The organism is Phascolarctobacterium succinatutens (assembly GCF_023497905.1).
GTDB lineage: Bacteria > Bacillota > Negativicutes > Acidaminococcales > Acidaminococcaceae > Phascolarctobacterium_A > Phascolarctobacterium_A succinatutens.
Map to the genome: position 1 here is coordinate 1299655 of NZ_CP097284.1, position 26146 is coordinate 1325800.

Below are 26146 nucleotides of genomic sequence, written 5' to 3' on the forward strand. Positions count from 1 at the left end.
CCAGTTTGTAGGGGAGTTTTAAGGCTCCCCTATAAAAATGGCTATATATCAACTGTTTGTTGTGACATAGCCTTTTCTTTAAAAAGATCTGTAAGTAATTCAGTTGCAAATTCATTGTTAATTTCTTTATCATCCCAAATACTCATAGGTTTTCTTCTTTTATTTTCGCTGAGATAATCCTTACTAAAAACATCATATTCATATTCTGTGCCACGTTTTACTGCTCTTACTACCAGTAAGTTTTTTTCTCTCTCTACTTTTGATTTACTCCATCTCCATCTACCATCAGTTCCATCGCTTAATTTAGGATATATTATAACGCTATATTTTTCTATTGTAGATAAGTTATCATTGTCAGGATCGTAATATATCGGGAAATACATACTGGGTGAATCTTCTCTTCTAGAATCTGCTCCTCTTTTTCTTAATCCCAATAATCTGTAACATCCCATAGCGTCTTGATACTTGTACTCTTTCTCTTGTTCTTCGGTTAATTCCAAACCATTTACTTGATACTCTTTAGATTTTGCAATAACCAAAATATACTCGTGCGTAATAGCTATGTCTTTACTAGACTGAGAACCTCTAGGATTCATTTTTGATATAATTGTAGCTATATAATTAGATTCACCGTAAATCTCTTTACAACATCTTTTTAAATTTTCTACTTCATTTTCATCTATGCTAATAGCAATAACACCATCATCACTCAGCAAATCTTTTGCTAGCTTCAATCTAGGATATATCATATTCAGCCAATCAGTATGAAAACGACCGTTACTCTCAGTATTAGTAACCATCTGATTCCCTTCTTCATCATATTGGCCACTATTATCCTTGTATTCCGAAGCATTTTGCTTAAATTCATCGCGATAAATAAAGTCATTACCCGTATTATACGGCGGATCAATATAAATCATCTTCACCTTGCCCAAATACGTTTCCTGCAGCAGCTTGAGTACTTCCAGATTATCGCCTTCAATATAAAGGTTCTCCGTATTATCGAAGTCCACGCTTTCTTCTCTGCAGGGGCGCAAGGTTTTGTTAATCGGTGCATTGGCAGCCAAAATTGCTTTGCGCTTATCCGGCCATGTAAACTGGTAGCGTTCCTGCAAGCCATCTACAACATGGTCACTAAGCTCCTGTTTCAGCATATCAAAATCAATGGCATGCTCCAATTTGCCCTCATTATTGATTCTTTCGGTAACGCAATTAGGGAATAGCTCCCTTATCTTCGCTACGTTTGCTGCAACCTTATCCATAGATTGCATGTTGAGATGTTCCATCATTGTAAATCCTCCAGTTCTTTTTTCAGCTTGTTTATTGCTTCACGCAAGGTCAGTTTTTTGCGTGCCTGCTTTTCCGCAAACATTTTCTTCGTCAGCGCTGCTATCTGTGCTTCTGCTTCTGCCCGCCTGCCGGCATTGGCAATCACGGAAGCAGGTGTAAGCCCTGCACGTGGCGTTAATTGCGCCACCTGCAGAGCTAAGTGCTCCCAAATATCGTTTAAGCTTGTGCCTTGCAAATTCACCTTCTGCTCAGCCACAGGCATAAACTCATTGAGCAATATTCTGTTATCGAAATACAGCGCCAGCTGCAGCTTATCTTCATAGCAAAGCGCCAACAGCAAGCGTTGGTCAATCAGCCTGCACAGCCTTTGCAAAAGCCTTTCCGCACAGCCCTCCTGCTTCAGCTGTACTGCCAAAACATAAACTGCTTTTTCCTGCTCCTTTTTTTGCAAGGCAGGAATTGTGCGTAAGGAAATTTCGTTGACAATGGTCATCTGCCTGATGGCTGCATCAAACTCCTTCTGCTCCGCTGTATTCATTTGAAACTTGCTGTATAAGGCACGTTTGGGAATAATTTTTTTTACTTCTGTAGTCTGCGGTAAGCCTAACATTACTGCTCACCTCGCACAACGAGGAAGCAAATCAGTTCAAAATCATCCAGTCCCTTAATACTATTGTCAAAGAAGCTGATTTCTTCACCGCTCAGGAAGCTGTCCACATCGTCAGCGTCCTTCACGTTAATTATGGAAGCAATAGCATCCTCCAAAAGCCGGGAATAAACACCCATACTTCTGCCATCATTCGTCGCCTTGTTGAATCCATTGCACAAATCCGTCATAGGCTTATCCTTGCCACGGCAGGTAAAGCGCAGCTTGTCCAACAGCTTCTTCGGCGCCAAATGGTTGCAGATAATCTCACCATCCTCGCCAATATATACGGCATAAAACGGATGCAGCAGATTTTTTCTGTCTATATTTATGTTATCCGTGCAGTTTTTCAGCACGTAAATTACACCAGGAGGGCATTCCTCACTCGCAGGCACAACGGCATGCAAGCCAAAGGGGGTTTTATCCAGCTCGCCATGCGTCTTTATATATTCCAGTAAATCAAGGCGGAACTCGTTTAAGCCTAAATCCATAATGGAAATACCCGTACTCATATCCTCAATATCGACAACTTCCTTTTGTAGCTGCTGAAGCTGCTGCTTGCGATACTGCAAGTCGAGCTTTTCATTATTGCTCAGCAGATTATCGTCCGCGGTAGCAGTCAAATCAACTGCCTTCATACGACTTTCTACACGGCTTTTGAGGTCAATGTAGTCGTCCAAATCCACGTCTGGCCAAAAATTAACCAATTGGATAAAGGCATTTCTGCTGCCTATGCGGTCAATACGGCCGAAGCGCTGGACGATACGCACTGGATTCCAATGTATATCATAATTCACAAGAAAATCACAATCCTGCAAATTCTGACCTTCGGAAATACAATCAGTAGCAATCAAAATATCTATATCGTTTTTATCCTCAGGGAAAATCAGCTTCTTATCCTTCGCCAATGGTGCAAAACAGGTCAGTACAGTATTCAAATCACACCTAAGCTTCGGTATCGTGCATCTGCCATCCACCGAGCCTGTAACCATCGCTGTATGCAAGCCAAACTGCTCCTGCACATGCTTGCTGATATGCTCATAAAGATAAGCAGCAGTATCGGCAAAGGCAGTAAACACAATAATTTTCTTGTTATCTGCATTCAAGGGATGCTGAATTTTATCGTCTATAAGCTCTAGCAGTTCCTGCAGCTTATTATCCTGCTCAGGCGTTATCCCCTGCACCATCCCAAGCAGCTCATCCAAACACTCCTTGTCATGCTGCAAGCTATGCCCCCAGCTCACAATATCCATGTCAGCCAGCTCAATAGGAACTTTTTTGCCCACAACAAAGCTTTCCTCTTCCATATCAAAATCGGCGCCGCTGAAATCAGTACCGGTATCCACCTGCGCATTAGCAAGCCTGTGCTGTGTGAAGCTGTCTATCTTTTGCAATGCTGCGCAAATACTAGCCCGCACTCTTTCCACAGTCAGCCTGAACGAATACACGGAGCTTTCCATGCGCTTCAAAATATTTATCGCCATCAGTCGACGAATACCACGCTCACGGTTCGCCTGTGTAAAGCCAGTATTGACCTTATTATCATCAAAAAGCTCTGCATATTTCGGCAAACGGCTATGCAAAATAAATTCCGTAGGAGTATATATAGACAGCTCCAGCTCATCAAGCTTCGAAAATATTTCTTTATAATTTACCGCGCCATTCTTAACCAATGCAGGGCGAAAGGATAGCGGCGTTTTGCGTTCAGGAAAGCTGCCAATAGCCTTTGTATCATAATATCTGGTAATATGCTTGCGTGAACGTGCAATAGTCACAGAATCAAGCAAATTGAAAAAATCATAGCTGAGGTTTTCCAGCAAATTCTGCACTGTGCGTTCTGCCGGAGGCAGCTTCGACCAATGATTATAGGCAGCCTGCGCATTACGGAAAATATCATCTATAGAGTTTTTGGTGTTCAGCTTATCATTAATTTTGCTGCTATCACCTTCATAGGCCAATTGCAGCTGATTCTTCAAATCGTTAAAGCGATTATTAACGGGAGTAGCAGAAAGCATCAACACCTTTGTCTGCACGCCCTCACGAATAACCTTGTTCATCAGCACCGTATAGCGATTCTCTTTATCTTCGCCATCAAAGGCACCACCATTACGGAAATTATGCGATTCATCAATAACTACAAGGTCATAGTTACTCCAATTTATCCTGCTTAAATCAATATCACCGCTATAACCGCGCTTGCGCAGCAGGTCTGAATGATATAAGACATCATAGCGCAGTCTGTCGCTGGCAATAGGGTTGTTTTTATAGTTAGCGCGATACGTATTCCAGTTGTCTGCCAGCTTTTTCGGACATAATACAAGTACATTCTTGTTGCGTCCTTCATAATATTTAATAACAGCTAATGCAGTAAAGGTTTTGCCCAAACCAACACTGTCAGCTAAAATGCAGCCATTATATTTTTCCAGCTTATTAATAATGCCTAACGCAGCATCACGTTGAAAATTAAAGAGCATATTCCAGATTTTGCTGTTCTTAAAGCCTGTACGCTCATTTGGCAGCTCATCCTCACTGATATCCGTAAGAAATTCATGGAAAATATTATACAGCGTCACGAAATAAATAAACTCAGGCGCATTCTCATTATAAGCCGAGCTTATACTGCTTATAACATTGTTGGTTACGTCCTTTAACTCTTCTTCGTTCTGCCAGAGCTTGGCAAATTGCTCTATGAATGCCTGCGACGCAGGACTTTCTAGCTTTAATATGTTCACGCCCATATTGTTTCCCTGCTCACAGCCTAAATCAACAGTCGTGAAGCTATTAACGGTATAATACGCTATATCGTTCAATACAATAAACCTATCTGTAATTTCCTTATTACCAACATTGGATTTAAAGGTAACCTTCTTCTTAATCCACTCAGCACATTCCTTGGCAATAGCCTTTTGATTTAATTCGTTGCGCAGCTTTACCTCAAATTCCGTGCCATAAATACGACGCTCACGATTTATTTTAGGAATATAAAATTCACGTTTTTCCTTCTTGCTATTCTCTTTTTGAATAAAAGTAGGGTCAGTGAAAATAAAACGTAATTCTTCAATCTCGCTCAGCTCCTTACGCAAAGCCTCGAAGGCATACATAGAAAAATCTGCTGCCACAATAGACAGCATACTGCCCTTCTGCAATTCTAAGGCCAAATCATCTTTTAGCGTTTCATTTACGTTTCTAATAACCTTCATTTTCTCAAGTCAGCTCCGTTAATTGTTCATGTATCAAAAATTTGTTAATAACTCATTATAATGATACACTGTTGTCCCCCCCCGTCAAGCAAAAGCACACATCGAGTGTGTTTTGCCTGACGTATTAGCAAGCTAATACTTTCCTGTTCTGATTTTAGCGCAATTTGCGCTAAATAGCAAGTTGAAGTGCCATCTCTTTCTATAATGTTATTGGGTGATAACAATGTATCAGCGTATTCGCGACTTACGTGAGGACAAGGATATGACGCAAACACAAATGGCTGAAATCCTTAACTGCTCACAAAGAGTCTACAGCAACTATGAAAAAGGCGAACGGGATATACCGACAGATATACTCATTGCCTTGGCTAAATTTCATAACACATCCACGGATTACATTTTAGGCTTAACAAACAAAAAATAAGGATTCACTTCGCAAGTAAATCGGAAGTGAATCCTTATTTTTATTATAACGATGAATTCTATTACGAGAAATGTGCATTTTCTCCCTTTTCTCGTAACAGAATTGCTTATTCCAGAAAAAAGCTTAAATTTTTTTCACATTCTGTCAAAATATGCCATTGCGCTTGCAAAAAAATATTTATAGAAATTCAAAGAAAAATCACGCAAGCACAGTAAACTGCTTACGTGATTGATTCAAAATATTATATTGCATACTAAAAATTAAAGATCTACTTTTCTGAGCAGGAAATCAATGAGATTATAATGGATAATGCCATTTCTTGAAATGGTATGCTTATCAAAAGTTATAACATATTTGGGATAATTATCAGCAATTTTTTCATATGCTCCAAACTCTCGCTCTATCGTTTTTTCATCAGTTAAAAGATACGCTGCCTGAATATAAATAATCTTACAATTCAATTCTGCGATAAAGTCAATCTCACCCTTCCAGGTTTTACCTACATAGACCTTATAGCCACGCGAAATCAGCTCATTATAGCAAATTGTTTCAATAATATAGTTATACTCGTCCTTAATTCTGTTTTTCTTCAAATGCAGAAAGCCAAGGTCGCAAACATAATACTTCTCTTCAAATGCAAGCGCCTTCTTGCCACGAATATCATAACGCGAAACCTTATCGCAAACACAGGCATCAACAATGCAGCGCAGATAATCATACACAACAGGTGCAGAAACCTTATGCCCATTACTTGAAAGCGTACCGGCAATAGCATTACCGGAAACAGTCAGTGAAGAGTTACCTACAATATAATCAAGTACCTTTTCCAGAACCAGCGGCGAATTTATTTTGTTACGCATGACTATATCCTTCAGCACAACCGCATCATATATATTATTTAAAATAACCTCTTTGGTTTCCTTATTGGCAGCGCCACATACCAAAGGCAAGCCACCATAAGTCATGTATTCCGCCAGCAGAGTTTCATAATCCGGCGCAGAGATATCTTTGTATTGACAGAACTCCATAAAATTGAACGGTAATACGCGCAAAGATACAGTCCTGCCACTTAAATGCGTAGCTAATTCTCCCGAAAGCAGTTTAGAATTAGAACCGGTAATAAAGATACTCACATTATGAGTTGCCCGAAAAGAATTTACCACAAGCTCAAAATTATTTACATTTTGAATTTCATCGAAAAACAGATAATATTTACTTTCATCAACAATTTTTTGCTCAACATATTCATAAAAAGCATCTGCATCTGTCAGCTTATGATACTTATAATCTTCAAAATTTATGTAAACGATATGCGAATCCTCGATACCATTTTCCTTTATTTCAGCAATAACCTGACGCAAAATAGTAGATTTACCGCAACGTCTGATGCCGGTAATAACCTTTACCAGCTCCGAATCATAAAACGGGCGCAAACGTTCCAGATACTGTGTTCTGATAACCATAACCCTGCTCCTTTCCGCTTTGTCAGCACATTTTCCTTTATTATATTCTAACACAACCCACTCCCCTCCGCAACAGTGTTAATTATTTTTAATACTATCGTACATTTCGTCGATAGTATTAATTTATTTTAACACTATGAGCAATTTTTGCGTTACTGTTAATTATTTTTAATACTATTGCACGAGCTATTCCTCTTTATAATCCAAACACAGGCACAAAAAGGTTCTATAATTGGAAAACTGAAATTGCAAATATAATTGACGAAAGAATTTCTAACGGGTTTATTGAAGGCAGTAACAATAAAATCAAAGCATTGAAGCGAATCAGCTATGGTATAAGGAATATCGACAGATTTCGAAACAGAATACTGTATCTGGAATAAAATATAGTAAAATCGCATTAGGATAACTATGTCTTATTTTAGAAAAATAAAACCAGCCTCCAATATAAATATACTAGAGGCTGGTTGAATTGCAAAAATAATTATGTATTGTCTAGGTCTATGATGTTAAAGTCTTGAATACCCCAAAACTTGACATAGAACCCTTTAAGATCAATTTCAAATTAAGCTTACAGCGCTGCTTTAACCTTTGCAACCAGGTTTTCAACAGTAAAGCCGTATTTTTCCATCATTACATCGCCGGGTGCGGAAGCGCCGAAGGTAGTAATGCCCAGAACATTCTTTTCAGTGCCGGTGTAACGGCTCCAACCGTAAGGAACGCCTGCTTCAACAGCAAACTTGGTTACGCCTGCAGGCAGAACACTTTCCTTGTACTCATCGCTTTGAGCATCAAAAGCATCCCAGCAAGGCATAGATACAACGCTAACGTCAATGCCCTCTTCTGCCAGCTTAGCCTGTGCAGCCAGTGCCAGATGTACTTCACTGCCGGTACCGATCAGAACAGCCTTCGCCTCGTTCTTAGCCGGGCTCAGTACATAGGCGCCCTTATGAGCGTTTTCATGAATGGTTGCTGCATAGTCATGCAGTACAGTCAGCTTTTGACGGCTCAGCAGCAGGCAGGTCGGTTTATGCTTGTTCAGGCAAGCCTGTTGCCATGCGGTAGCAGTTTCCAGAGCGTCAGCCGGACGGATAACGCTTACGTTCGGAATCAGACGCAATGCCATAGTAGTTTCAATCGGCTGATGAGTAGGACCGTCTTCGCCCAGCGCAATGCTGTCATGAGTCAGTACGAATACGGACTGAATGCCCATGAGTGCTGCCATACGGATGGTCGGACGCAGAAAGTCAGCAAATACCAGGAAGGTACCACCGAAGGGAATGAAGCCACCATGCAGGGAAATACCGTTCAGAACGGTACCCATAGCGTGCTCGCGAACGCCAAAGTGAATGTTGCGGCCGGTTCTGTCAAGCTTGGAGAAGTAACCGCCGGTTTTCATGATAGTTTTGTTGGAAGGACCAAGGTCAGCACTGCCGCCAACCAGCTCAGGCAGCTGTGCAGCCAAAACTTGGATAATATCACCGCTTGCTTCGCGGGTAGCGTTTTTAACGGTATCCTTGAAGATTGCTTCCAGAGCACTCAGGTTAACCATGGAGTTGCCGGCAATGCGGTCTTCCAGCTCTTTAGCCAGCTCTGGATATACCATCTTATAGTCATCCATCAAAGCCTTCCAAGCAGCTTCATTTGCAGCACAGCCATCCAGCTTAGCAGCAAAATGTTCTTTAACCTCAGCAGGTACATAGAACATTTCCTGCGGCCAGCCGGCTTTTTCTTTGGTAGCCGCCAATGCTTCACCACCCAGCGGCTCGCCATGGCAGGACGGGCTGTCCTGTTTCGGGCTGCCGAAGCCGATGTGAGTACGTACAATAATCAGAGAAGGATGCATAGTATCAGCCTTAGCTTCTTCGATAGCTGCCTGCATAGCGTCAACATCCTCGCTGCTTTCTACGCGCAGAACCTGCCAGCCATAAGCCCTGAAGCGGGCTTCAACATCCTCAGTGAAGGCAATATCAGTGCTGCCTTCGATAGTAATTTTGTTGTCATCATATAAGTAAATCAGTTTGCCCAAGCCAAGGGTACCTGCCAGAGAAGCAGCCTCGCAGGAAACGCCCTCCATCAGGTCGCCGTCAGAGGTCAGACCAAAGGTGTAGTGGTCAACAACCGGGAAATCAGGTTTGTTGTACTTTGCGCCCAGCATAGCTTCGGCAATAGCAAAGCCAACACCCATAGCAAAGCCATGGCCCAGAGGACCGGTAGAAACGTCAACGCCCGGAGTCAGGCCGAATTCCGGATGACCCGGAGTCTTGCTGCCCCATTGGCGGAAGTTTTTCAGCTCATCCAGGGACAGGTCATAGCCTGCCAGATGCAGCATAGCATAAAGCAAAGCGCTGCCGTGACCCGGAGAAAGGATGAAACGGTCGCGGTTGAACCATTGCGGATCAGCCGGATTATAATTCATAAAGCGGTCCCAAATGGTGTACATCAAAGGAGCTGTACCCAGAGGGAAGCCAGGATGGCCGGATTTAGCCTTTTCTACCTGGTCTGCTGCCAAAAAGCGAAGGGTGTTTACACATGCCTGATCAATTTTCTGCATCGAGAAAACCTCCATTTACCAAAATTATCTAAATTAATTATATCATATTTCCCTATATTGTCTACACTTTTTCGTTAAAATTGTAAACTATTTACACTTTTAACCGAATCTCCAAGCGAAGTAATACTGTGATATTATTATTTGCCTGTGCTGCCGAAGCCGCCGCCACGGACTGCTTTTTCTATCTTATCATCATCATCCACCGTCAGGTAATTGAAAAAAATACCTTGGGCAATGCGCTCACCCTGAGGAATAGTAACAGCCTCGGTACCCATATTCATCAAAGCCACCATAATGTGACCTTCGTTATCAGCATTGTTATAATAATCGGCATCAATAATACCGACATTATTCACCAGCATCAGATGCTTCTTCACCGCCATGCTGCTGCGGATATGCAGGCCCAAGAACTCGCCTGTCTGCATATAGGCCTTCACACCGGTAGGCACCAGCACCAGCTTGCCCGGCTCCAGCACAACCTCTTCGGCAGCGCTGATATCATAACCGGCGCTGAACTGTGTCTTGCGCTCCGGCATCGGGAACTCAACATCCATATACTTGGCAACCTTTTCAAAACCACGTGTTTTCATTAGTAACTCACTCCTCCAATCTACAAAAAAGAGCTGTCACAAATGCGACAGCTCTTTTAAATTCACAAATTATTTTTGTACGCTCTTCATCAGAACAGCCTTGCGGGACAGGTTAATGCGACCCTTGTTGTCGATTTCAGTAACCTTAACAACAATTTCATCGCCAACACTTACAACATCCTCAACCTTATCTACATGCTCAGTAGACAGTTGGGAAATATGTACCAGACCTTCCTTGCCCGGCAGAATCTCAACGAAAGCACCAAAGTTCATCAGACGGGTAACCTTACCGGTATAAACCTTGCCAACCTCAGCCTCAGCAGTAATGCCCTCGATCATCTCGATAGCCTTATTAGCAGCCTCGGTATTAACAGCAGCGATAAATACGCGGCCGGTATCATCGATATCAATCTTAGCGCCGGTTTCGTCAACGATCTTCTTGATCATCTTGCCGCCGGGTCCGATAACCTTAGCAATCTTATCAGGATCTACATGGATAGTAGTAATCTTCGGAGCATATTTGGACAGCTCTTTGCGCGGTTCGCTGATGCATTCCATCATTTTGCCCATGATGAACTCACGGCCGCGTTTAGCCTGTGCCAAAGCCTGAGTGAAGATATCCTTGTTGATACCGTCAATCTTAATATCCATCTGGATAGCAGTAATACCTTTTTCGGTACCTGCAACCTTGAAGTCCATATCGCCCAGAGCATCCTCCAGACCTTGGATATCAGTCAGAATAGTGAAGTATTCGCCATCCTTAACAAGGCCCATAGCAACGCCGGCAACAGGAGCCTTAATAGGAACACCTGCATCCATCAGGGACAGGGTGCTTGCGCAAACAGAGCCCATGGAGGAGGAACCGTTGGATTCCAGAACCTCGGATACCAGACGGATTGCATACGGGAAATCCTCTTCAGAAGGAATAACCGGACGCAGAGCACGCTCAGCCAGAGCACCGTGACCGATTTCACGACGGCCGGGGCTGCGCAGCGGTTTGGTTTCGCCTACGCTGTACGGCGGGAAGTTGTAGTGATGGATATAACGCTTGGTTTCCTCAGCGCCGAGGCCATCAAGAATCTGTGCTTCACGCAACGGAGCCAGAGCCAGAACGTTCAAAATCTGAGTCTGACCACGGGTGAACAGAGAGCTGCCATGCGGACGAGCCAGCAGGCCAACCTCGCAGCTTACCGGACGTACTTCGTCTAATTGACGACCGTCAGGACGAATCTTATCTACAGAGATAGTGCGGCGAACGATTTTCTTAACCAGCTTTTGGGTGATATAAGCAACGTCTTTAGCATTATCAGGATATTTCTCCAGGAATACTTCAGCGATTTCAGCTTTAACCTTAGCAACGTTTTCTTCGCGCTCCAGCTTGTTAGCATCCATCAGAGCATCTTTGAGCTTTTGAGCACCGTATTCTTCGATTTCCGCAACCATTTCTTCAGGCGGAGCGTAGAACGGAACTTCCATTTTTTCTTTGCCGATTTCAGCAACGATTTTCTCTTGGAACTCAACGAGCTGTTTGATTACGCCATGACCGAACCAGATAGCGTCCAGCATGGTTTCTTCGGAAACTTCGTTAGCACCTGCTTCTACCATCAGGATAGCGTCTTTGGTGCCGGCAACAGCCAGGTTCAGTTGGCTGATTTTAGCCTGTTCAACAGTCGGGTTGATGATGAATTCACCATCAATCAGGCCTACGCGCACACCTGCGATAGGACCTTCGAACGGAATATCGGAAATAGACAGAGCGCAGGATGCACCGATCATAGCGGGCATATCCGGAGCATTGTCGGGATCAACGGAAACAGCGGTAGCAACGATCTGTACATCGTTGTGGTAGCCTTCCGGGAACATCGGGCGAATCGGACGGTCAATCAGACGGCTGGTCAGGATAGCCTGCTCAGACGGACGGCCTTCGCGTTTAATAAAGCCGCCAGGGATTTTACCTACGGCGTACATTTTTTCTTCAAAATCAACAGTCAAAGGGAAGAAGTCTACACCCTCACGCGGGGTTTTGGTGCCGGTAACGGCAACTACTACGGCGGTATCGCCATAACGAACTAATACAGCGCCATTAGCTTGTTTTGCAATCTTGCCGGCTTCAATAGTAAGAGTTCTGCCGCCAAGATCCATGCTGTAACTATGCATATCTTATGCCTCCTATTCTTTTCACACATTGTGTACCTGCATATTATTCGCCGTCAATCAGAAAAATCCTCTATATTTTTACGGCTTTTTAAAATTTTTTTGAAAAAATTTCTACAACAGACGAAAACAGCCGGCAGCTCTGCCAAAGGCAACACTGCCGGCCGTCAGAAACACATTTTTTAAGCCTTTAAAAGCCCATAAAAAGGCGCATAATAAACAAAACTATTGCGCCCACAGCGGCAAAGACAATAAACGTCGGCAGCAAAAAGAAGATAACTGCCACAATGCCGCACAAAATCAGAAAGGTAATCAGAATTCCGCTGCCGCAGCCAAAGGTATGCACCTTAATATTCGGCGGCACCTGCTGCTGTCTTTCATTATAAGCATCAGCGCCGCTGTCATATACAGCGCCTTCCCTGGCGCTTTTGGTTTCCTCTGTGCCTGCGCTCTCGTCTATCGTCACGCCCTCAAAGGTATCGCGCTCCTCCGGACTGAGCACCTGCGCATCAATCTTGAACTGATAATGGCAGTACGGACATTCCACTGTGCCGGGAGCAACCTCGTGTCCGCAAAAATCACACTTCATATTCTGGTGCCTCCTCTCACTGCAGCAGCATCAGCAACAGACCCTCTTCGTTAACATAACGCGGGTCGTGTGCCTCCAGCTGCAAGGTTTTATTTAGCATATCTATCATCTGCTTCAGCTTTACATGGTCGGTAGCACGGCACATAGCAAAAACCTGCTTTTCCGTAAAGGTATAAACATCATTCAGCTTAACAAAGCAGTACATAACAGCTGCCGTCCAATGCTCAAAATCAGCGTCTGTATTATCAGGCAAAGCATTGCCACGAAGCATAAAATCGCTCCACATGGTACGCATCAGCTGTATATCATAGGCAGAAAAAAGGCCTGTTCCTCTAAGAGATTCCAGCATTGCCGAGGTCTTGTCCTCAAGCAGCGCCGCCGGCTGATAATCACTTATCTGCGTGCTGAAATTAAAGCCCTCCATCCGCACATAGATGGCATATACAACAGAAACATGGCGCACGAACATCGGATTACGGTTGATAAACTCCTCCCAGCTCATTTCGCCGCTTTGGCGCACAGCAAACCAGTCCTTCGCCGCGCTGACAACCTCGAAAAAGCGCTTACGCGAGGTTTGCGACATCACCAGTCCGCGCAGGAAGTTCATCACCATAGTATTTTCATAAAAAATATGGCCCATGAAAATATAGCCTTCTGTGTCAATATTATCATCTACCGGCAGCATCAGGGTATATTTTTCATTGGTGAAAATATTTCTGCAGACATACATTCCCTCCTCCGTGCGTCTTTGCACATCAAAGAGAACCAGCTTTGCCTTAATCAGCTCATTCAAAATATCAACGGAGGTATCCATCTCGGAAGCGTCGCGGCAGATTACATCACGGTAATGCTGCAGCGGCGTTTTGTCATCTTCAAGCAGGCGATAGTCAAAAAGAAAATAATCCCAAAAGGTCTGTGAATATTCCTCCGTGCCCGGCTTTTCCTGAACTGTACCATTCTGAAAAATACCGCCGAAGAGAAAATCGGCCCGCTCCAAATCGCGACGGAACTGCTTCTGCGTATAGTAGCTTTGCACATCATCCAGCAGATTCTGCATTCTCTCGCCGATGTTCAAGTACACTTTCGTCGGCAAATCCGGCGTAGAATAAAGATTGTAGCGGTCATACTCCGGCAAAAAGCTGCCATCTTTGCCGACAATCTGCAGTTTTCCGTCAACCAGCAGCTTGGCTTTGGCTTCGGCAGGCGCATTATCACGGGTAATAATGCGTTTCTTTTTCATATATGCATAAAACTCCTGCATAACATCCAGGAAATGTGCGATGTTGCTCTCCGTTGCCGGGAAGCCGGAAACATTGCGGCAGCACCAGCCTACGCAGTCAATAAAATCCTCACGCGACATATCACCGAGAAAGTTCTCGGAATTGCCAAGGTAAATACAAAGAATCGTAATATAATCCCAAATCTTGACCAGCTCGCCATCCTTGGCTCCCTGCCATGTTTTATAGCGCAGGAAATCCTCAGCACAGGCTTGCTGCAATACCGTATTCCATTCTTCATCCTGTGTATAAAATTCTTCTATCAAATCGAAAACATTAGTCATTTTTTCTCCATTCTCTGACGTATTATGGAGATATTATACCACACTTTTGTGGCTAATTTATGTTTTTTTGCGCCAACTGCGCCGCCAGATAGATATCCTGCAGCGGCACTCCCTGCTCCTGTGCCAGTTTGGCAGCACTGTCATATTCCACATAACAGCGTTCGCCGTTCTCCAGCAGGCAGCGCTTCACCGCCACATCACCGTAAGCAGTGTGCACCACATACCTGCTACGCGGCAGCACAGTGCGTTCCATGCGCGCACGACGGATACCGATGGTTGTCGTTTCCGCAAAAATCAGCGCTTCCAGCTTCGCTCTGTCCTCCTCGCGGCAGATAACAGTAAGCTCCCACGCCGGACGGCTCTTCTTCATGAACACCGGCTGATAATGAGCATCCAGCGCTCCTGCCGCCAGCAGGCGCTCCAGCGTGTAGCCCAAAAGCTCGCCGCTGCAGTCATCAATATCAGACTGCAATTGGCAGATGCAATCTGTCTGCAAAGCGTTACTGTTTACAGAGTTTTTTTTTGTGCATTATCCTCAATCAGCAGCGCACGCAAAATGCTGGGACGCTCATACTGACGCTTGCCTGCTCCCAGACCGATGCCCAGAATCTTAAAGCTCTGCGGCAACTCGTCCGTAGTCATCAGCGCAGCAGCGGCAGCAGCACCGGTCGGTGTAACGAACTCGCCCTGCACCGGCAGCAAGTGTACATTAAATCCAAAGCGCTGCATAATATTAGCTGTTGCCGGAACAGGCACCGGCAGCACGCCATGCTGGCAGCGCACAGTGCCGCGGCCCTCGCAAAGCTCAGGTACAATTACGTTTTCAACACCAAGACTGTCGGCACACACAGCAATCGCCACAATATCAACGATAGAATCAATCGCACCAACCTCGTGGAAATGCACTGCATTCTTCTCCACTGCATGCGCCTTTGCCTCAGCATCCGCAATAATATCAAAAATCTTCAGCGCCAATTCCTTGGCTGCAGCACTCATATCCGTAGCATCAATAATCGCAATAACCTCCTGCAGACCGCGGTGCTCATGGTGATGATGATGCTCATGCGGCACATGGCTGTGCTCATGTTCATGGTCGTGGTCATGATGATGTTCATGCTCGTGCTCATGGTCATGGTCATGATGATGTTCGTGTTCGTGCTCATGCTCGTGGTCATGATGATGCTCATGCTCATGGCTATGCACTACAGCATCGTCGTTGCCATGCAAAAAGGCCATATCATGGTCATGGTTAGCATGCTCCTCGTCCAGAATAACATCAAAATCACAGCAGTTAACGCCTGCTTTAGACACTCTGCTGATTTTATATTCAAAGCCCTTTGCAGGAATACTCTGCAGAGCCTTATCCAGTGCCTCTTTGTCCGCGCCCAGGTCCAAAAGTGCTGCTACCAGCATATCGCCGCTGATGCCGGCATTACATTCCAAATATAAGCTTTTCATAAATCTTCCTCCTAATCTGAAGCCTGCATACTTGTAGCAGGCTAATGCTAAAATTCGCTATAAGTACAAATTAATCCTGCTTTAAAGTTTCATTCATGCTGCCTGTACGATAGCCTTGCAAATCAAGTGCCACATAAGCAAAGCCTGCAGCCTTCAATCCTTTGTAAATCGTACTGCGCATCGGCTCCGCCACTGCCAGCTCCAGCTGCTCGGGCAACAGCTCAACGCGCGCCAAACTGCCATGCACACGCACACGGAACTGCTTAAAGCCCAGCTCCCACAAAAGCTGCTCCGCCTTATCCACCGCCGCCAGCTTCTCCGCTGTAATACGCTCACCGTAAACAAAGCGCGAAGCAAGACAAGCAAATGACGGCTTATCCCAAGTCGGCAGCTGCAGCTTATGCGACAGCAGGCGGATTTCTTCCTTCGTCAGCTCTGCAGTGCGCAGAGGGCTCTGCACTTTCAGCTCAGCCAAAGCCCTCAGACCGGGGCGGTAATCACCCAAATCATCCATATTCGAGCCTTCGCAAAGCACAGCACCGTTTTCCTGTGCAATGCGCAAGAAATTACTGAACAGCGTTTTTTTGCAGATATAGCAGCGGTCCGGCGGATTTTCGGCAAACCCCGGCACCTGCAGCTCATCAAAATCAAAGTAAAGATGACAGATTCCCTGCTTCCGACAGAACTCCTCTGCCTCCGCTATATCACGCTGCGGCACAACACCGGAACGTGCCGTCACAGCAAGTGCCTTATCTCCCAACGTCAAATGCGCCGCCTGCAGCAAAAACGTCGAATCAACGCCGCCGCTGAACGCAACCAGCACACTGCCCAAGCGCCGCAGCTCCTGCTGCAGCACGGCAAACTTGGCTTCCGCCTGTATTTCTAAATCTTTATTTATAGGCATAATAGTTCTCCCTCATAAAAATTAAACGCATAGCTAGCCCCCTTCCGCCTCGCTTAGCTCGGCATCTTCCCTATACTAAGACACATTTTTCATGCAATGAAAAATGCTGGTCGTGTTATACTCGAAGAGTGCAAGGGGCAGGCAAGAAAGGTTGGACAAGCAATTAATATATTGCCAAGCACAACCCTCAGTCATCGCCTGCGGCGATGCCAGCTCCCTTGCAGGGAGCATATAAAAGTTTATATCTCCCCTGAAAGGGGAGGTGGAGGCGAGCTTTGCGAGCAGACGGAAGGGTTGGATCTCACTTGCACGCCAACCTGTTAATCTGCGTCGCAATAATCCCCGCGCCATATCCATTATCAATATTCACAACTGAAACACAGTTAGCGCAGGAATTAATCATCGTCAGCAGCGCACTCAGCCCATGAAAGCTCGCACCGTATCCGACAGAAGTCGGCACCGCAATCACCGGATTACGCACAAGGCCACCGATAACACTCGCCAGCGCGCCCTCCATGCCTGCAGCCGTCACTACACAATTTGCTTGCTGCAGCAAATCAACCTTATCCAAAAGACGGTGAATCCCGCTCACGCCAACATCGTAAAGACGCTCCACATGCGCCCCGAAAAATTCAGCCGTCTGCGCCGCCTCCTCCGCAACGGGAATATCGGCAGTACCCGCAGTACACACAACAACGCAACCGCTCCGCACCTTATCCGGGCGCTCCTGCTTCAGCGTCCGCGCCACCGGATCATAAACAATATCAGGCAGCTGCCGCCGCACCAGCTCATACTGCTCCGGCGTTGCCCGCGTGCCGAACACCTCACCCTGCTCCGCCAAAAGACGCTTATAAATATCCGCCAAATACGCATCAGGCTTACCGCTGCAGTAAACCACCTCCGCAAAGCCCGTGCGCTGCTCACGCGAAGTATCAAGACGCGCATAATTTAAATTCTCGTACGCCTTGCGATTAAAATAGCGCTCCGCCTCAGCCACCGACAGCTTGCCGCTGCGCACCTGTTCAAGTACACTCCTGGAGTCCACTTTATACCTCCTTTTATGACAAAGACTTAGTCCGCCGCCCGGCAGACTAAGTCTTGCATATATAAATATTAAATTTCGGGTTTATTATAGCGAAAACATACCCGCAACGCAAGTATTCTTCACTTCAAGCCACAATTACACCAAGTTCTTCACAACCGCCAGCTCCATCTTGTCCGCAGGAATAACCTCGGAATGCAGCACCGGCAGATTCTCCAACGCCAACATACGCGGCGGAATCTCCGTACCGGTATCGGCATGCAGCTTTTGCAGCAGCTCAAAAGGATTGCTGCTCTGCGGCTGAGCATCATCAAGCGCAGCCAAAACACTGTCGGCAAACTTATACGGACTTGCGGTAGACAGCACCACGGTATATGTTTCATCACTGGTCAGGAAACGATATTTTTCCATCGCACGCCAGGCAACAGCAGTATGCGTATCCATCAGATAATGGTAATCATTATAAATACGTCCGATAGCCTCCTTTGTTTCCAGCTCATCAACCCAGGCCCCGAAGAACTGGCTTTGAATCTGCTTCAGATCATCGCTGTCAATCTCATAATGACCTTCGGTATTCAAACGCTTCATATAATCCGCTACGCGTGCAGCATCATGCTCAGTCACACTGTAAAGCAGACGCTCCAGATTGCTGGAAACAAGAATATCCATAGAAGGAGATGCAGTTTTAAAGAACTCACGGCGTCTGTCATAAACACCGGTATTTATAAAATCAGTCAGCACGTTATTACTGTTGGATGCACACAGCAGTCTGTCAATCGGCAAGCCCATCAGCTTAGCATAATAGCCTGCCAGAATATCACCGAAGTTGCCGGTCGGAACAACAAAATTAATCGGGTCACCGGCAGCAATCTTGCCTGCCTTCACAGCATCTACATAAGCGCTGAAGTAGTAAACAATCTGCGGCACCAGACGGCCCCAGTTAATAGAATTGGCAGAAGAGAAGGTATATCCCTTTTTCTCCAGCTCATCACTGAGCGCAGTATTACCGAAGATTTCCTTCACGCCGCGCTGAGCATCATCAAAGTTACCCTCAATACCGAAAACCTTAACATTTTTGCCTGCCTGGGTAATCATCTGCTGCTTCTGGATATCACTCACACCCTCGCTGGGGTAGAAAACAATAATCTGCGTTCCAGGAACATCAGCAAAGCCCTCCAAAGCAGCCTTGCCGGTATCACCGGAGGTAGCAACCAGAATAACAACCTTATTCGTTTCACCGGTCTTTTGCATCGAACGTGTCAAAAGATGCGGCAAAAGCTGCAGTGCCATATCCTTAAAAGCAGACGTCGGGCCATGCCACAGCTCCAGCACACCGGTGTTATCATTTACCTGTACCAAAGGCACAGGATTATCACCGAATTTTTCTGGCGCGTAGGCAGCATTTACACATTCGCGCAGCTCGTCCTCGCTGAAATCAGTAAGATACTGCAGCAGAACGTCAACAGCACGCTCCGTATAAGGCTTGCGCTCCATCGCCTTTATATCAACCATACGCATCGCAGGAATATTCTGCGGTACAAACAATCCTCCATCCGCTGCCAAGCCACGGGTTATCGCGTGTGCAGCGGAAAACAAATCAGTTTTCCCTCTTGTACTAACATATAACATATATTCAACCTACTTTCTTCTTTGAATTTTGACGTCATACTGCCGTCAGCGTTAATAATACGCCTTCAGGCCAGCACAGTCGTATTTCTTTCAAACACAATTGTGCAAATAGGTTATCAAGATTATAATAGCATATTTTATAGGAAGGAACAAGAGTTACTCTGCAAAAATCAGCGGTGCCACCGTTGCAGCCGTAGCACGCTGCAAATCAGCAGGCGCTGCAATAATCTGCATACCGCGCTGACCGGCGCTGATTGCAATCTCCGGCCAGTTATTGCTTGTCTCATCCATATATACAGGGTAGTTCTTTTTAGCGCCCAATGGTGAACAGCCGCCGCGAATATAGCCTGTCAGCGGCAATACCTCCTTCAGATGTACCAGCTCGGCACGCTTATTGCCGCTGGCTCTGGCCAACGCCTTTAAATCAAGCTCGCTATCACCGGGAATTACGGCAAACATAATGCCGTTCTTGTCACCGCGTACTACCAGTGTTTTGAATACCTGTGATGCAGGCATGCCAACCTCTGCGGCAACATGCACAGCATCCAGATGCTCCTCGTCCACCGGATATTCCATAATACGGTATTCTATCTTCAGCTCGTCCAAACGGCGGGCTGCATTAGTTTTTTTGTTATGTTTCATAAGGAAAAACCCCCTCTAAGCTAGAGAAATTACTTCATCTCTGTTATAATAGCACTATAGTAATGTAAAATGCAAATAAAATTGTGAGGACAATAAATTGAAGCTGAAAATTATCTGCGGACAGCTGGAAATTACTCCCGGCCGTCCTGATGTAAACTATAAGAAAATCATTGACGCTATTGAAAAAGCACGCAGCCTTGAGGCCGATATCCTGCTTCTGCCCGAAATGGCACTGCCGGGTTATCTTATCGGCGACATTTGGGAGCAGCAGACATTTTTGGATGACTGCGCCTATTATGCCGAAAAGATCGTCGCTGCCACCGAAAATATCTGCGTTATCTTCGGTAGCGTTGCCACCGAATCAGGCAAGCTCAACGAGGACGGACGCGTGCGCAAATACAACGCCGCCTTTGCCTGCCAAAACGGTAAGCTGCTCGGCGGTTATCAGGGACGCAGCTTCTTCATCAAGACATCGCTGCCCAACTACCGCGAATTTGATGACTGCCGTCATTTTTACAGCCTGCAGAAACTCTGCGCCGAAGAAGGTGCAAGCGTCAGCGAAGCACTGCAGCCTTTGGAAATCGTCATCCGAGGCACCAGCCTGCGCATCGGCGTCATGCTGTGCGAGGACGGCTGGACGGAAAACTATCACCTTAACGTACCGCAAACGTTGGCAGCCAACGGAGCACAGCTCTTGTGCAACCTTTCCTGCTCCCCCTATACGCTGGGCAAAAACCGTAAGCGCAACCGCCTTTTCAGTGCGCAGGCACGCACCGCAGGCATTCCGCTCATCTACTGCAACAATGTCGGCATCCAGAACAACGGCAAGAACATCTTCACCTACGACGGCTGTACTTCCGCCTACAACGGCGACGGCAGTCTGGTTACCTCTGCACCCATGTATGCCGATACCTTTTTAGAATTCACCTGGGATACAAAAGTGAACCGCATCATTCCCACCTGTCCGCCGGCAGAGCTGCCGCAGGAGCCGGAATCCGTATACCGCGCTCTACGCTACGGCACCGCCAAATTCCTGCAGCAATGCGGTATCAAACGCATGACCGTCGGCCTTTCCGGCGGCATCGACAGCGCCGTAACCGCTGTCATGTATGCGGATATTTTGGGACCGGAGAACGTGCTGCTGCTCAATTTGCCTTCACGCTTCAACTCTGCTGCCACACGCAACAGCGCGCAGCAGCTGGCGCAGGCATTGGGAGCAAACTATGCCGTAATGCCAATCAGCGAAAGCTATGAGCTGACAGTCAAGCAATTAGAAGAAACGCCTATCACCAATCTGGCAGACGGCAGCAGCTTCAACCTGCAGCTCAGCGGACTCATAAAAGAAAATATTCAGGCCCGCGACCGCGGCGCACGCGTCATCGCTGCTGCTTCAGCAGCCTTCGGCGGCGCCTTCAGCTGCAACTCCAACAAAGCAGAGCTTGCTATCGGCTACGCCACCTTCTACGGCGACATCTGCGGCGCCATGGCCATGATTGGTGACCTTTGGAAGCATCAGGTATATGCCCTTGGCCATTATCTGAACGAAGTGATTTACAAACGCGAAGTAATCCCCGAAGCTATCTTCAATATCCGTCCCAGCGCCGAGCTTTCGGATGCACAGACAGTAGGCAACGGCGGCGACCCGCTGGTGTATGGTTATCACGATTACCTGCTGCGTGCCTTTATCGAAAACTGGCACAAAACAACGCCGGCAGACATCCTGCGCTGGTACAAAGCCGGCACGCTGGCCTCAGAGCTTGGCTGTACGCAGGAAGCGATTAACGAAGCCTGCCCCGATGCCGCTGCGCTGATTGCCGATTTGGAGCGCTGGTGGAAGCTGTTCGCCGGCTTTGCTGTTGCCAAACGCATTCAGGCACCACCGGTTTTGTCGCTCACCAAACGCGCCTTTGGCTATGACCATCGTGAAGTACAGCTTACACCCTATTTCTCACGCGAATATTACGAGCTTAAGGAAGAACTGCTGAAATAAGCAATCTGTAAGGCAAAAGGAAAATATGATTTCAAATATTTTTCTTCTGCTTCATGATTAACAAAGTATATATTTTCTCTTGACATCTGTTTAATTAAATAGTATAATACCTTTTGTATTCGGGGTGTAGCGCAGTTTGGTAGCGCACCTGCCTTGGGAGCAGGGTGTCGCAGGTTCGAATCCTGCCACTCCGACCATGCGGGTGTAGTTTAGTGGTAAAACCTCAGCCTTCCAAGCTGATGTTGTGGGTTCGATTCCCATCGCCCGCTCCAAGTTAATATGGTTCAGTAGCTCAGTTGGATAGAGCAACGGCCTTCTAAGCCGTGGGTCGGGGGTTCGAATCCCTCCTGGATCACCATGAAAGAAACCCCGCAACCATGCAGGTTGCGGGGTATTTTTGTGTGTAAACAACGCAGAATGTACTCATCTTCTCAGTACATTCTGCGTTTTGCTTTACAGGCTCAAAAAGTTTTTCAAAATCGTCCGTCCCTGCGGCGTCATAATCGACTCCGGATGGAACTGCACGCCATACACCGGCAGAGTTTTATGCTGCAGCGCCATGATTTCATTCTTCGCTGTTTTCGCCGTAACCTCCAGGCATTCCGGCAAGCTTTCCGGCTCCACAATCAGCGAATGATAGCGCGCTGCCTCAAAGCCATCAGGCATATCCTTAAAAATGGGGCTTGCCGCCTCCAGATACACCTTATCTGCCTTACCATGCACAATCTCCGGCGCATGCACAACGTTACCGCCAAAAGCCTCACCAATCGCCTGATGCCCCAGGCAGACGCCCAAAATCGGGAACTCACCGGCAAGCTGGCGGATAACATCCAGACAAATACCCGCCTGCTTTGGATTACCCGGACCGGGCGAAATAATAATATGATCCGGCTGCATAGCTCTGATATCCTCAATCGTCAGCTTATCATTGCGCACAACCTTGATATCAGAATTGATTTCGCCAATCAGCTGATACAGATTAAAAGTAAAGCTGTCGTAGTTATCTATAATCAAAATCATTCCTTACTCCTCCTCTGCCGTCATGCACAGCGCTGCCATGCAGGCGCCTGCCTTATTCACGGTTTCCTGAAATTCATTGTCCAACACGGAATCCGCAACGATACCGCCGCCGGCCTGAATATAAACTCTGTCATTCTTCTTAACCATAGTGCGGATGGTAATACAGATATCCATGTTGCCGCCAAAATCAAGATACCCCATGCCACCGCCGTAAATACCGCGGTGCTCCGGCTCCAGCTCGTCGATAATCTCGCAGGCGCGAATTTTCGGCGCTCCGCTCAACGTGCCTGCCGGGAACACCGCCCGCAGCGCATCCAGTGCATCCTTATCAGCGCTCAGCTGGCCTGTAACCTTGCTCGTGATATGCATAACATGTGAAAAGCGTTTAATTGCCTTGTAATCGCTCACCTTGACGCTGCCAAAGTCACAGACACGGCCCACATCGTTGCGCCCCAAATCTACCAGCATATTATGCTCGGCGATTTCCTTAGCGTCTGCCAAAAGCTCCTGCTCCAAAGCCAAGTCCTCCTCGCTCGTCCGTCCGCGGCGGCGTGTGCCCGCAATCGGCATGCTGATGACCTTTTTGCCTACCACCTTCACCAACGTTTCCGGTGAGCCGCCGGCAATTTCCATATCGTCATTATGCAAAAATACCATGTACTGCGAAGGGTTCGTCGTTCTCAAATAGCGGTAAGCACTGAAAAGGCTTTGGTCATAGGTTGCGCTGAATTTTTGCGCGTAAACAATCTGAAAGGCATCGCCGTTTTTAATATATTCCTTGCAGCGAAGCACACTTTTATTATACTGCTCACGGCTCTGGTTACTGGTGAACTCGCCCAGCTTAGCCTTTACAGGCTTCTTCGGCTGCACAGGCTGCAGCAGCATTTCCTCCATCGCCGCAATTTCACGCTCTGCTTTAGCGTAATTGATGGCAGCATTATCCGTTTTGACATTCACAATCAGGAAAATCTTCTGCTTGAGATGGTCAAAGGCAATCAGCTTATCAAACAGCATTAAATCAACATCGGCAAATTCCGCCTTGCTCTCTTTATTCACCCGCATATCCGGCTCGCAGTAGCGCATAAAATCAAAGCCAAAGGTGCCTACAAGACCGCCGGTAAAATTAGGCAGGCCTTCAATCAGCGGTGCCTTGTACTCTTCCAGAATATGACGGATACAGCCAAGAGGATCATTTTCCTGATACTTTACGGCAGCACCGCTGATGATTTCCGCATTACCATCGGTTATTTTCAAACGCAGCACAGGATCATAGCCTACAAAGGAATAGCGCGCCCAGTGCTCACCGCCCTCAATACTTTCCAAAAGGAAGTAGTTGCGGCTGCTGCGTCTTACATTGTCCAAAAATGCCAGCGGCGTCAGCATATCCGCCAGGCATTCCTTCGCTACCGGCACAGCCTTGTAGTCCGATAACGTATAATAAGTTGCGCAAATTCAATTCAAAAAGATAGACATAGAGACTACCTTTGCTTACAATTAAGTTACCACACAAAACATGAAAGAAGGTAGAATCTATGTCTGGTAACATTATACAATTAAACGAGCAATTTATCCACAACGAATTGAAAACTATTGTAAAAAATAGTGTAGAAGAAACTCTCAATGCTCTTTTGGATGCAGAAGCTGACAAACTTGTACAAGCTGAACGCTACGCACGTGAGCAAACAAGAAAAGGTTATCGCGCCGGTCATTACGAAAGATCATTCTCTACTCAAGCTGGTGACGTTACTTTAAAAGTGCCTAAATTAAAAGGTCTTACTTTTGAGTCTGCTATTATTCAGCGCTACCAAAGACGTGAATGCTCCGTAGAAGAAGCCTTGGTAGAAATGTATCTTGCCGGCGTTTCTATGCGTCGTGTTGAAAGTATTACAGAGATTCTCTGGGGACAGAAGGTTTCAGCCGGAACCATTAGCAATCTGAATCAAAAATGCTTTTCTCAAATTGAAGAATGGCGCTCCAGGAAGCTTACAGAAAAGTACCCCTATGTCTTTGTAGACGGTATTTTTCTAAAAAGATGTTGGGGAGGTTCCTTTGAAAACGCCTCTGTATTAGTTGCTATTGGCGTCACAGAAGACGGATACAGAGAAGTTATAGGTACAGCCGAGGGCCTCAAAGAAGATACTGAAAGCTGGAAAAATTTCTTTGTATGGCTGAAAAGCCGTGGCTTAGATGGCGTAAAACTTATAATTGGCGATAAAAATTTAGGCATGGTAGAAAGCATAGGTGAAGTGTTTCCAAATGCCAGATACCAACGCTGCACGGTGCATATGTACCGTAATATATTCTCTGTAGTACCACGTAAAACTGTCAAGGAAGTTGCCAAGATGCTCAAAGCAATTCATGCTCAGGAGAATAAAGCAGCAGCTAAAGAAAAGGCAAAATCAGTAATTTCCAGATTACGTGAGATGAAACTTAACAAGGCTGCAGACAAACTAGAAAATGGTTTAGAGGAAACCTTGACCTATATGGATTTTCCGTCAGAGCATTGGCTACGTATACGTACCAATAACGTTATTGAACGTGTAAACAGAGAAATAAAGCGTCGCACAAGAGTGATTGGCACGTTTCCTGATGGTGAATCAGCATTGATGCTTGTATGTGCAAGATTGCGTTATATAGCCAGCAATGATTGGGGCAAAAAACGTTACTTGAACATGAAACATCTAACAGATATGCTTGCCGAAGAACTGTATTGTGAAGCAAAAATATCTTAAAAACAGCTAACTTAATAAGCAAAGGTATCTAAAGCAGAAGCTAGTTGATATTTAACGGTGAAGTGCACTAACCGTTAAACTTATATAACTAAACTTCTGCTAGGATGTCTGAAGAAATTTGCGCAAAACTATTGACAGTACCTGTAGTCCTTTGCATACTGCATGACCTGCTCCAAAGATAAATTTAACATTTTGTCACCTCATCTGCTTATTTTCACCCGTGTCAACAAAAAAGCCTGTCCTCGTACTGCTCACTTT

At 46.1% G+C, this 26146-nt stretch carries 19 protein-coding genes, 3 tRNA genes and 1 pseudogene; 7 read left to right on the plus strand and 16 right to left on the minus strand.

Annotation, left to right across the window (positions count from 1 at the left end; all coding sequences use genetic code 11):
• Positions 1 to 41: 41 nt before the first annotated feature.
• From M5E81_RS06175 to M5E81_RS06185, 3 genes are read right to left on the minus strand one after another with little or no spacing between them, the layout of a single operon-like run.
• Positions 42 to 1289 (minus strand): site-specific DNA-methyltransferase, encoded by a 1248-nt coding sequence (locus tag M5E81_RS06175; RefSeq protein WP_249747036.1) that lies wholly within the window; start codon positions 1287 to 1289, stop codon positions 42 to 44.
• The gene (locus M5E81_RS06180; protein WP_249747037.1) at positions 1286 to 1900 is read right to left on the minus strand and encodes a DUF4391 domain-containing protein; all 615 of its coding nucleotides are present in this window, start codon (positions 1898 to 1900) and stop codon (positions 1286 to 1288) included. The genes M5E81_RS06175 and M5E81_RS06180 overlap by 4 nt, the downstream gene beginning before the upstream one ends.
• Positions 1900 to 5136, minus strand: a complete 3237-nt coding sequence (locus tag M5E81_RS06185; protein WP_249747038.1) for a helicase-related protein — start codon at positions 5134 to 5136, stop codon at positions 1900 to 1902. The genes M5E81_RS06180 and M5E81_RS06185 overlap by 1 nt, the downstream gene beginning before the upstream one ends.
• Positions 5137 to 5359: 223 nt before the next feature.
• On the opposite strand from M5E81_RS06185, the gene M5E81_RS06190 reads away from it, so the two are divergent.
• Positions 5360 to 5560 carry a helix-turn-helix domain-containing protein gene (locus M5E81_RS06190; RefSeq protein WP_044484102.1) on the plus strand — a complete coding sequence of 67 codons (201 nt, stop codon included), beginning with the start codon at positions 5360 to 5362 and terminating at the stop codon, positions 5558 to 5560.
• 260 nt (positions 5561 to 5820) lie between these two features.
• Here M5E81_RS06190 and M5E81_RS06195 read toward each other — a convergent pair whose 3' ends face one another.
• Complete coding sequence (locus M5E81_RS06195; RefSeq protein ID WP_249747039.1) at positions 5821 to 7023, minus strand: ATP-binding protein; 1203 nt, start codon at positions 7021 to 7023, stop codon at positions 5821 to 5823.
• A gap of 188 nt (positions 7024 to 7211) precedes the next feature.
• Between M5E81_RS06195 and M5E81_RS11315 the strand changes: the two genes are divergently transcribed.
• On the plus strand, positions 7212 to 7406 hold the full coding sequence (locus M5E81_RS11315) for a transposase (protein ID WP_272881147.1): 195 nt from the start codon (positions 7212 to 7214) through the stop codon (positions 7404 to 7406).
• Positions 7407 to 7594: 188 nt separating this feature from the next.
• Here M5E81_RS11315 and tkt read toward each other — a convergent pair whose 3' ends face one another.
• The 10 genes and pseudogenes from tkt to ybaK form a co-directional block, all read right to left on the minus strand.
• Entirely contained in the window at positions 7595 to 9577 is a 1983-nt protein-coding gene (gene tkt / locus M5E81_RS06205; protein WP_249747040.1) for a transketolase, read from the minus strand.
• 137 nt (positions 9578 to 9714) lie between these two features.
• Positions 9715 to 10167, minus strand: coding sequence for a dUTP diphosphatase (gene dut, locus M5E81_RS06210; protein ID WP_009146131.1), 453 nt, complete (start codon positions 10165 to 10167; stop codon positions 9715 to 9717).
• A gap of 69 nt (positions 10168 to 10236) precedes the next feature.
• Positions 10237 to 12324: a polyribonucleotide nucleotidyltransferase gene (locus M5E81_RS06215; protein ID WP_249747041.1), complete on the minus strand. Its 2088-nt coding sequence runs from the start codon at positions 12322 to 12324 to the stop codon at positions 10237 to 10239.
• Positions 12325 to 12511: 187 nt separating this feature from the next.
• Complete coding sequence (locus tag M5E81_RS06220) at positions 12512 to 12910, minus strand: DUF2207 domain-containing protein (protein WP_009146134.1); 399 nt, start codon at positions 12908 to 12910, stop codon at positions 12512 to 12514.
• Between the two features lie 16 nt (positions 12911 to 12926).
• Positions 12927 to 14471, minus strand: coding sequence for a hypothetical protein (locus tag M5E81_RS06225; RefSeq protein WP_249747042.1), 1545 nt, complete (start codon positions 14469 to 14471; stop codon positions 12927 to 12929).
• A gap of 52 nt (positions 14472 to 14523) precedes the next feature.
• Positions 14524 to 15929: pseudogene (gene larC, locus M5E81_RS06235) on the minus strand (nickel pincer cofactor biosynthesis protein LarC).
• Positions 15930 to 15999: 70 nt separating this feature from the next.
• Positions 16000 to 16833, minus strand: coding sequence for an ATP-dependent sacrificial sulfur transferase LarE (gene larE / locus M5E81_RS06240; protein ID WP_009146139.1), 834 nt, complete (start codon positions 16831 to 16833; stop codon positions 16000 to 16002).
• A 301-nt stretch (positions 16834 to 17134) separates the two neighbouring features.
• A complete protein-coding gene (gene larB, locus M5E81_RS06245) occupies positions 17135 to 17878 on the minus strand; it encodes a nickel pincer cofactor biosynthesis protein LarB (RefSeq protein WP_009146140.1) in 744 nt (247 codons plus the stop codon).
• A gap of 135 nt (positions 17879 to 18013) precedes the next feature.
• Positions 18014 to 19504 carry a threonine synthase gene (gene thrC, locus M5E81_RS06250; RefSeq protein WP_249747043.1) on the minus strand — a complete coding sequence of 497 codons (1491 nt, stop codon included), beginning with the start codon at positions 19502 to 19504 and terminating at the stop codon, positions 18014 to 18016.
• 156 nt (positions 19505 to 19660) lie between these two features.
• The gene (gene ybaK / locus M5E81_RS06255; protein WP_009146142.1) at positions 19661 to 20146 is read right to left on the minus strand and encodes a Cys-tRNA(Pro) deacylase; all 486 of its coding nucleotides are present in this window, start codon (positions 20144 to 20146) and stop codon (positions 19661 to 19663) included.
• 97 nt (positions 20147 to 20243) lie between these two features.
• Here ybaK and nadE point away from each other — a divergent pair, with 97 nt between their 5' ends.
• From nadE to M5E81_RS06275, 4 genes are all read left to right on the plus strand, one after another.
• On the plus strand, positions 20244 to 22136 hold the full coding sequence (gene nadE, locus M5E81_RS06260; protein ID WP_249747044.1) for an NAD(+) synthase: 1893 nt from the start codon (positions 20244 to 20246) through the stop codon (positions 22134 to 22136).
• A gap of 120 nt (positions 22137 to 22256) precedes the next feature.
• Positions 22257 to 22333 (plus strand) — tRNA-Pro (locus tag M5E81_RS06265).
• 1 nt (position 22334) lies between these two features.
• Positions 22335 to 22408 (plus strand) — tRNA-Gly (locus M5E81_RS06270).
• 9 nt (positions 22409 to 22417) lie between these two features.
• Positions 22418 to 22494 (plus strand) — tRNA-Arg (locus tag M5E81_RS06275).
• Positions 22495 to 22589: 95 nt separating this feature from the next.
• On the opposite strand, the gene M5E81_RS06280 is transcribed toward M5E81_RS06275, so the two are convergent.
• Positions 22590 to 23156, minus strand: coding sequence for an anthranilate synthase component II (locus M5E81_RS06280; RefSeq protein ID WP_009146234.1), 567 nt, complete (start codon positions 23154 to 23156; stop codon positions 22590 to 22592).
• A 3-nt stretch (positions 23157 to 23159) separates the two neighbouring features.
• Positions 23160 to 24539: an anthranilate synthase component I gene (gene trpE, locus M5E81_RS06285; protein ID WP_419720858.1), complete on the minus strand. Its 1380-nt coding sequence runs from the start codon at positions 24537 to 24539 to the stop codon at positions 23160 to 23162.
• A gap of 149 nt (positions 24540 to 24688) precedes the next feature.
• Here trpE and M5E81_RS06290 point away from each other — a divergent pair, with 149 nt between their 5' ends.
• A complete protein-coding gene (locus M5E81_RS06290) occupies positions 24689 to 25888 on the plus strand; it encodes an IS256 family transposase (RefSeq protein WP_249747046.1) in 1200 nt (399 codons plus the stop codon).
• Positions 25889 to 26146 lie beyond the last annotated feature (258 nt).

Excerpts from the sequence above, each read along its gene's own strand:
- M5E81_RS06280 (WP_009146234.1), bottom strand. The coding sequence starts at position 23,156 with ATGATTTTGATTATAGATAACTACGACAGCTTTACTTTTAATCTGTAT.
- M5E81_RS06190 (WP_044484102.1), top strand. The coding sequence starts at position 5,360 with ATGTATCAGCGTATTCGCGACTTACGTGAGGACAAGGATATGACGCAA.
- ybaK (WP_009146142.1), bottom strand. The coding sequence starts at position 20,146 with ATGAAACATAACAAAAAAACTAATGCAGCCCGCCGTTTGGACGAGCTG.
- M5E81_RS06220 (WP_009146134.1), bottom strand. The coding sequence starts at position 12,910 with ATGAAGTGTGATTTTTGCGGACACGAGGTTGCTCCCGGCACAGTGGAA.
- M5E81_RS06215 (WP_249747041.1), bottom strand. The coding sequence starts at position 12,324 with ATGCATAGTTACAGCATGGATCTTGGCGGCAGAACTCTTACTATTGAA.
- M5E81_RS06195 (WP_249747039.1), bottom strand. The coding sequence starts at position 7,023 with ATGGTTATCAGAACACAGTATCTGGAACGTTTGCGCCCGTTTTATGAT.
- larE (WP_009146139.1), bottom strand. The coding sequence starts at position 16,833 with ATGCCTATAAATAAAGATTTAGAAATACAGGCGGAAGCCAAGTTTGCC.
- tkt (WP_249747040.1), bottom strand. The coding sequence starts at position 9,577 with ATGCAGAAAATTGATCAGGCATGTGTAAACACCCTTCGCTTTTTGGCA.
- M5E81_RS06290 (WP_249747046.1), top strand. The coding sequence starts at position 24,689 with ATGTCTGGTAACATTATACAATTAAACGAGCAATTTATCCACAACGAA.
- M5E81_RS06175 (WP_249747036.1), bottom strand. The coding sequence starts at position 1,289 with ATGATGGAACATCTCAACATGCAATCTATGGATAAGGTTGCAGCAAAC.
- M5E81_RS06180 (WP_249747037.1), bottom strand. The coding sequence starts at position 1,900 with ATGTTAGGCTTACCGCAGACTACAGAAGTAAAAAAAATTATTCCCAAA.
- M5E81_RS06185 (WP_249747038.1), bottom strand. The coding sequence starts at position 5,136 with ATGAAGGTTATTAGAAACGTAAATGAAACGCTAAAAGATGATTTGGCC.
- dut (WP_009146131.1), bottom strand. The coding sequence starts at position 10,167 with ATGAAAACACGTGGTTTTGAAAAGGTTGCCAAGTATATGGATGTTGAG.
- trpE (WP_419720858.1), bottom strand. The coding sequence starts at position 24,539 with ATGCTGACGCCGCTGGCATTTTTGGACAATGTAAGACGCAGCAGCCGC.
- thrC (WP_249747043.1), bottom strand. The coding sequence starts at position 19,504 with ATGTTATATGTTAGTACAAGAGGGAAAACTGATTTGTTTTCCGCTGCA.
- M5E81_RS06225 (WP_249747042.1), bottom strand. The coding sequence starts at position 14,471 with ATGACTAATGTTTTCGATTTGATAGAAGAATTTTATACACAGGATGAA.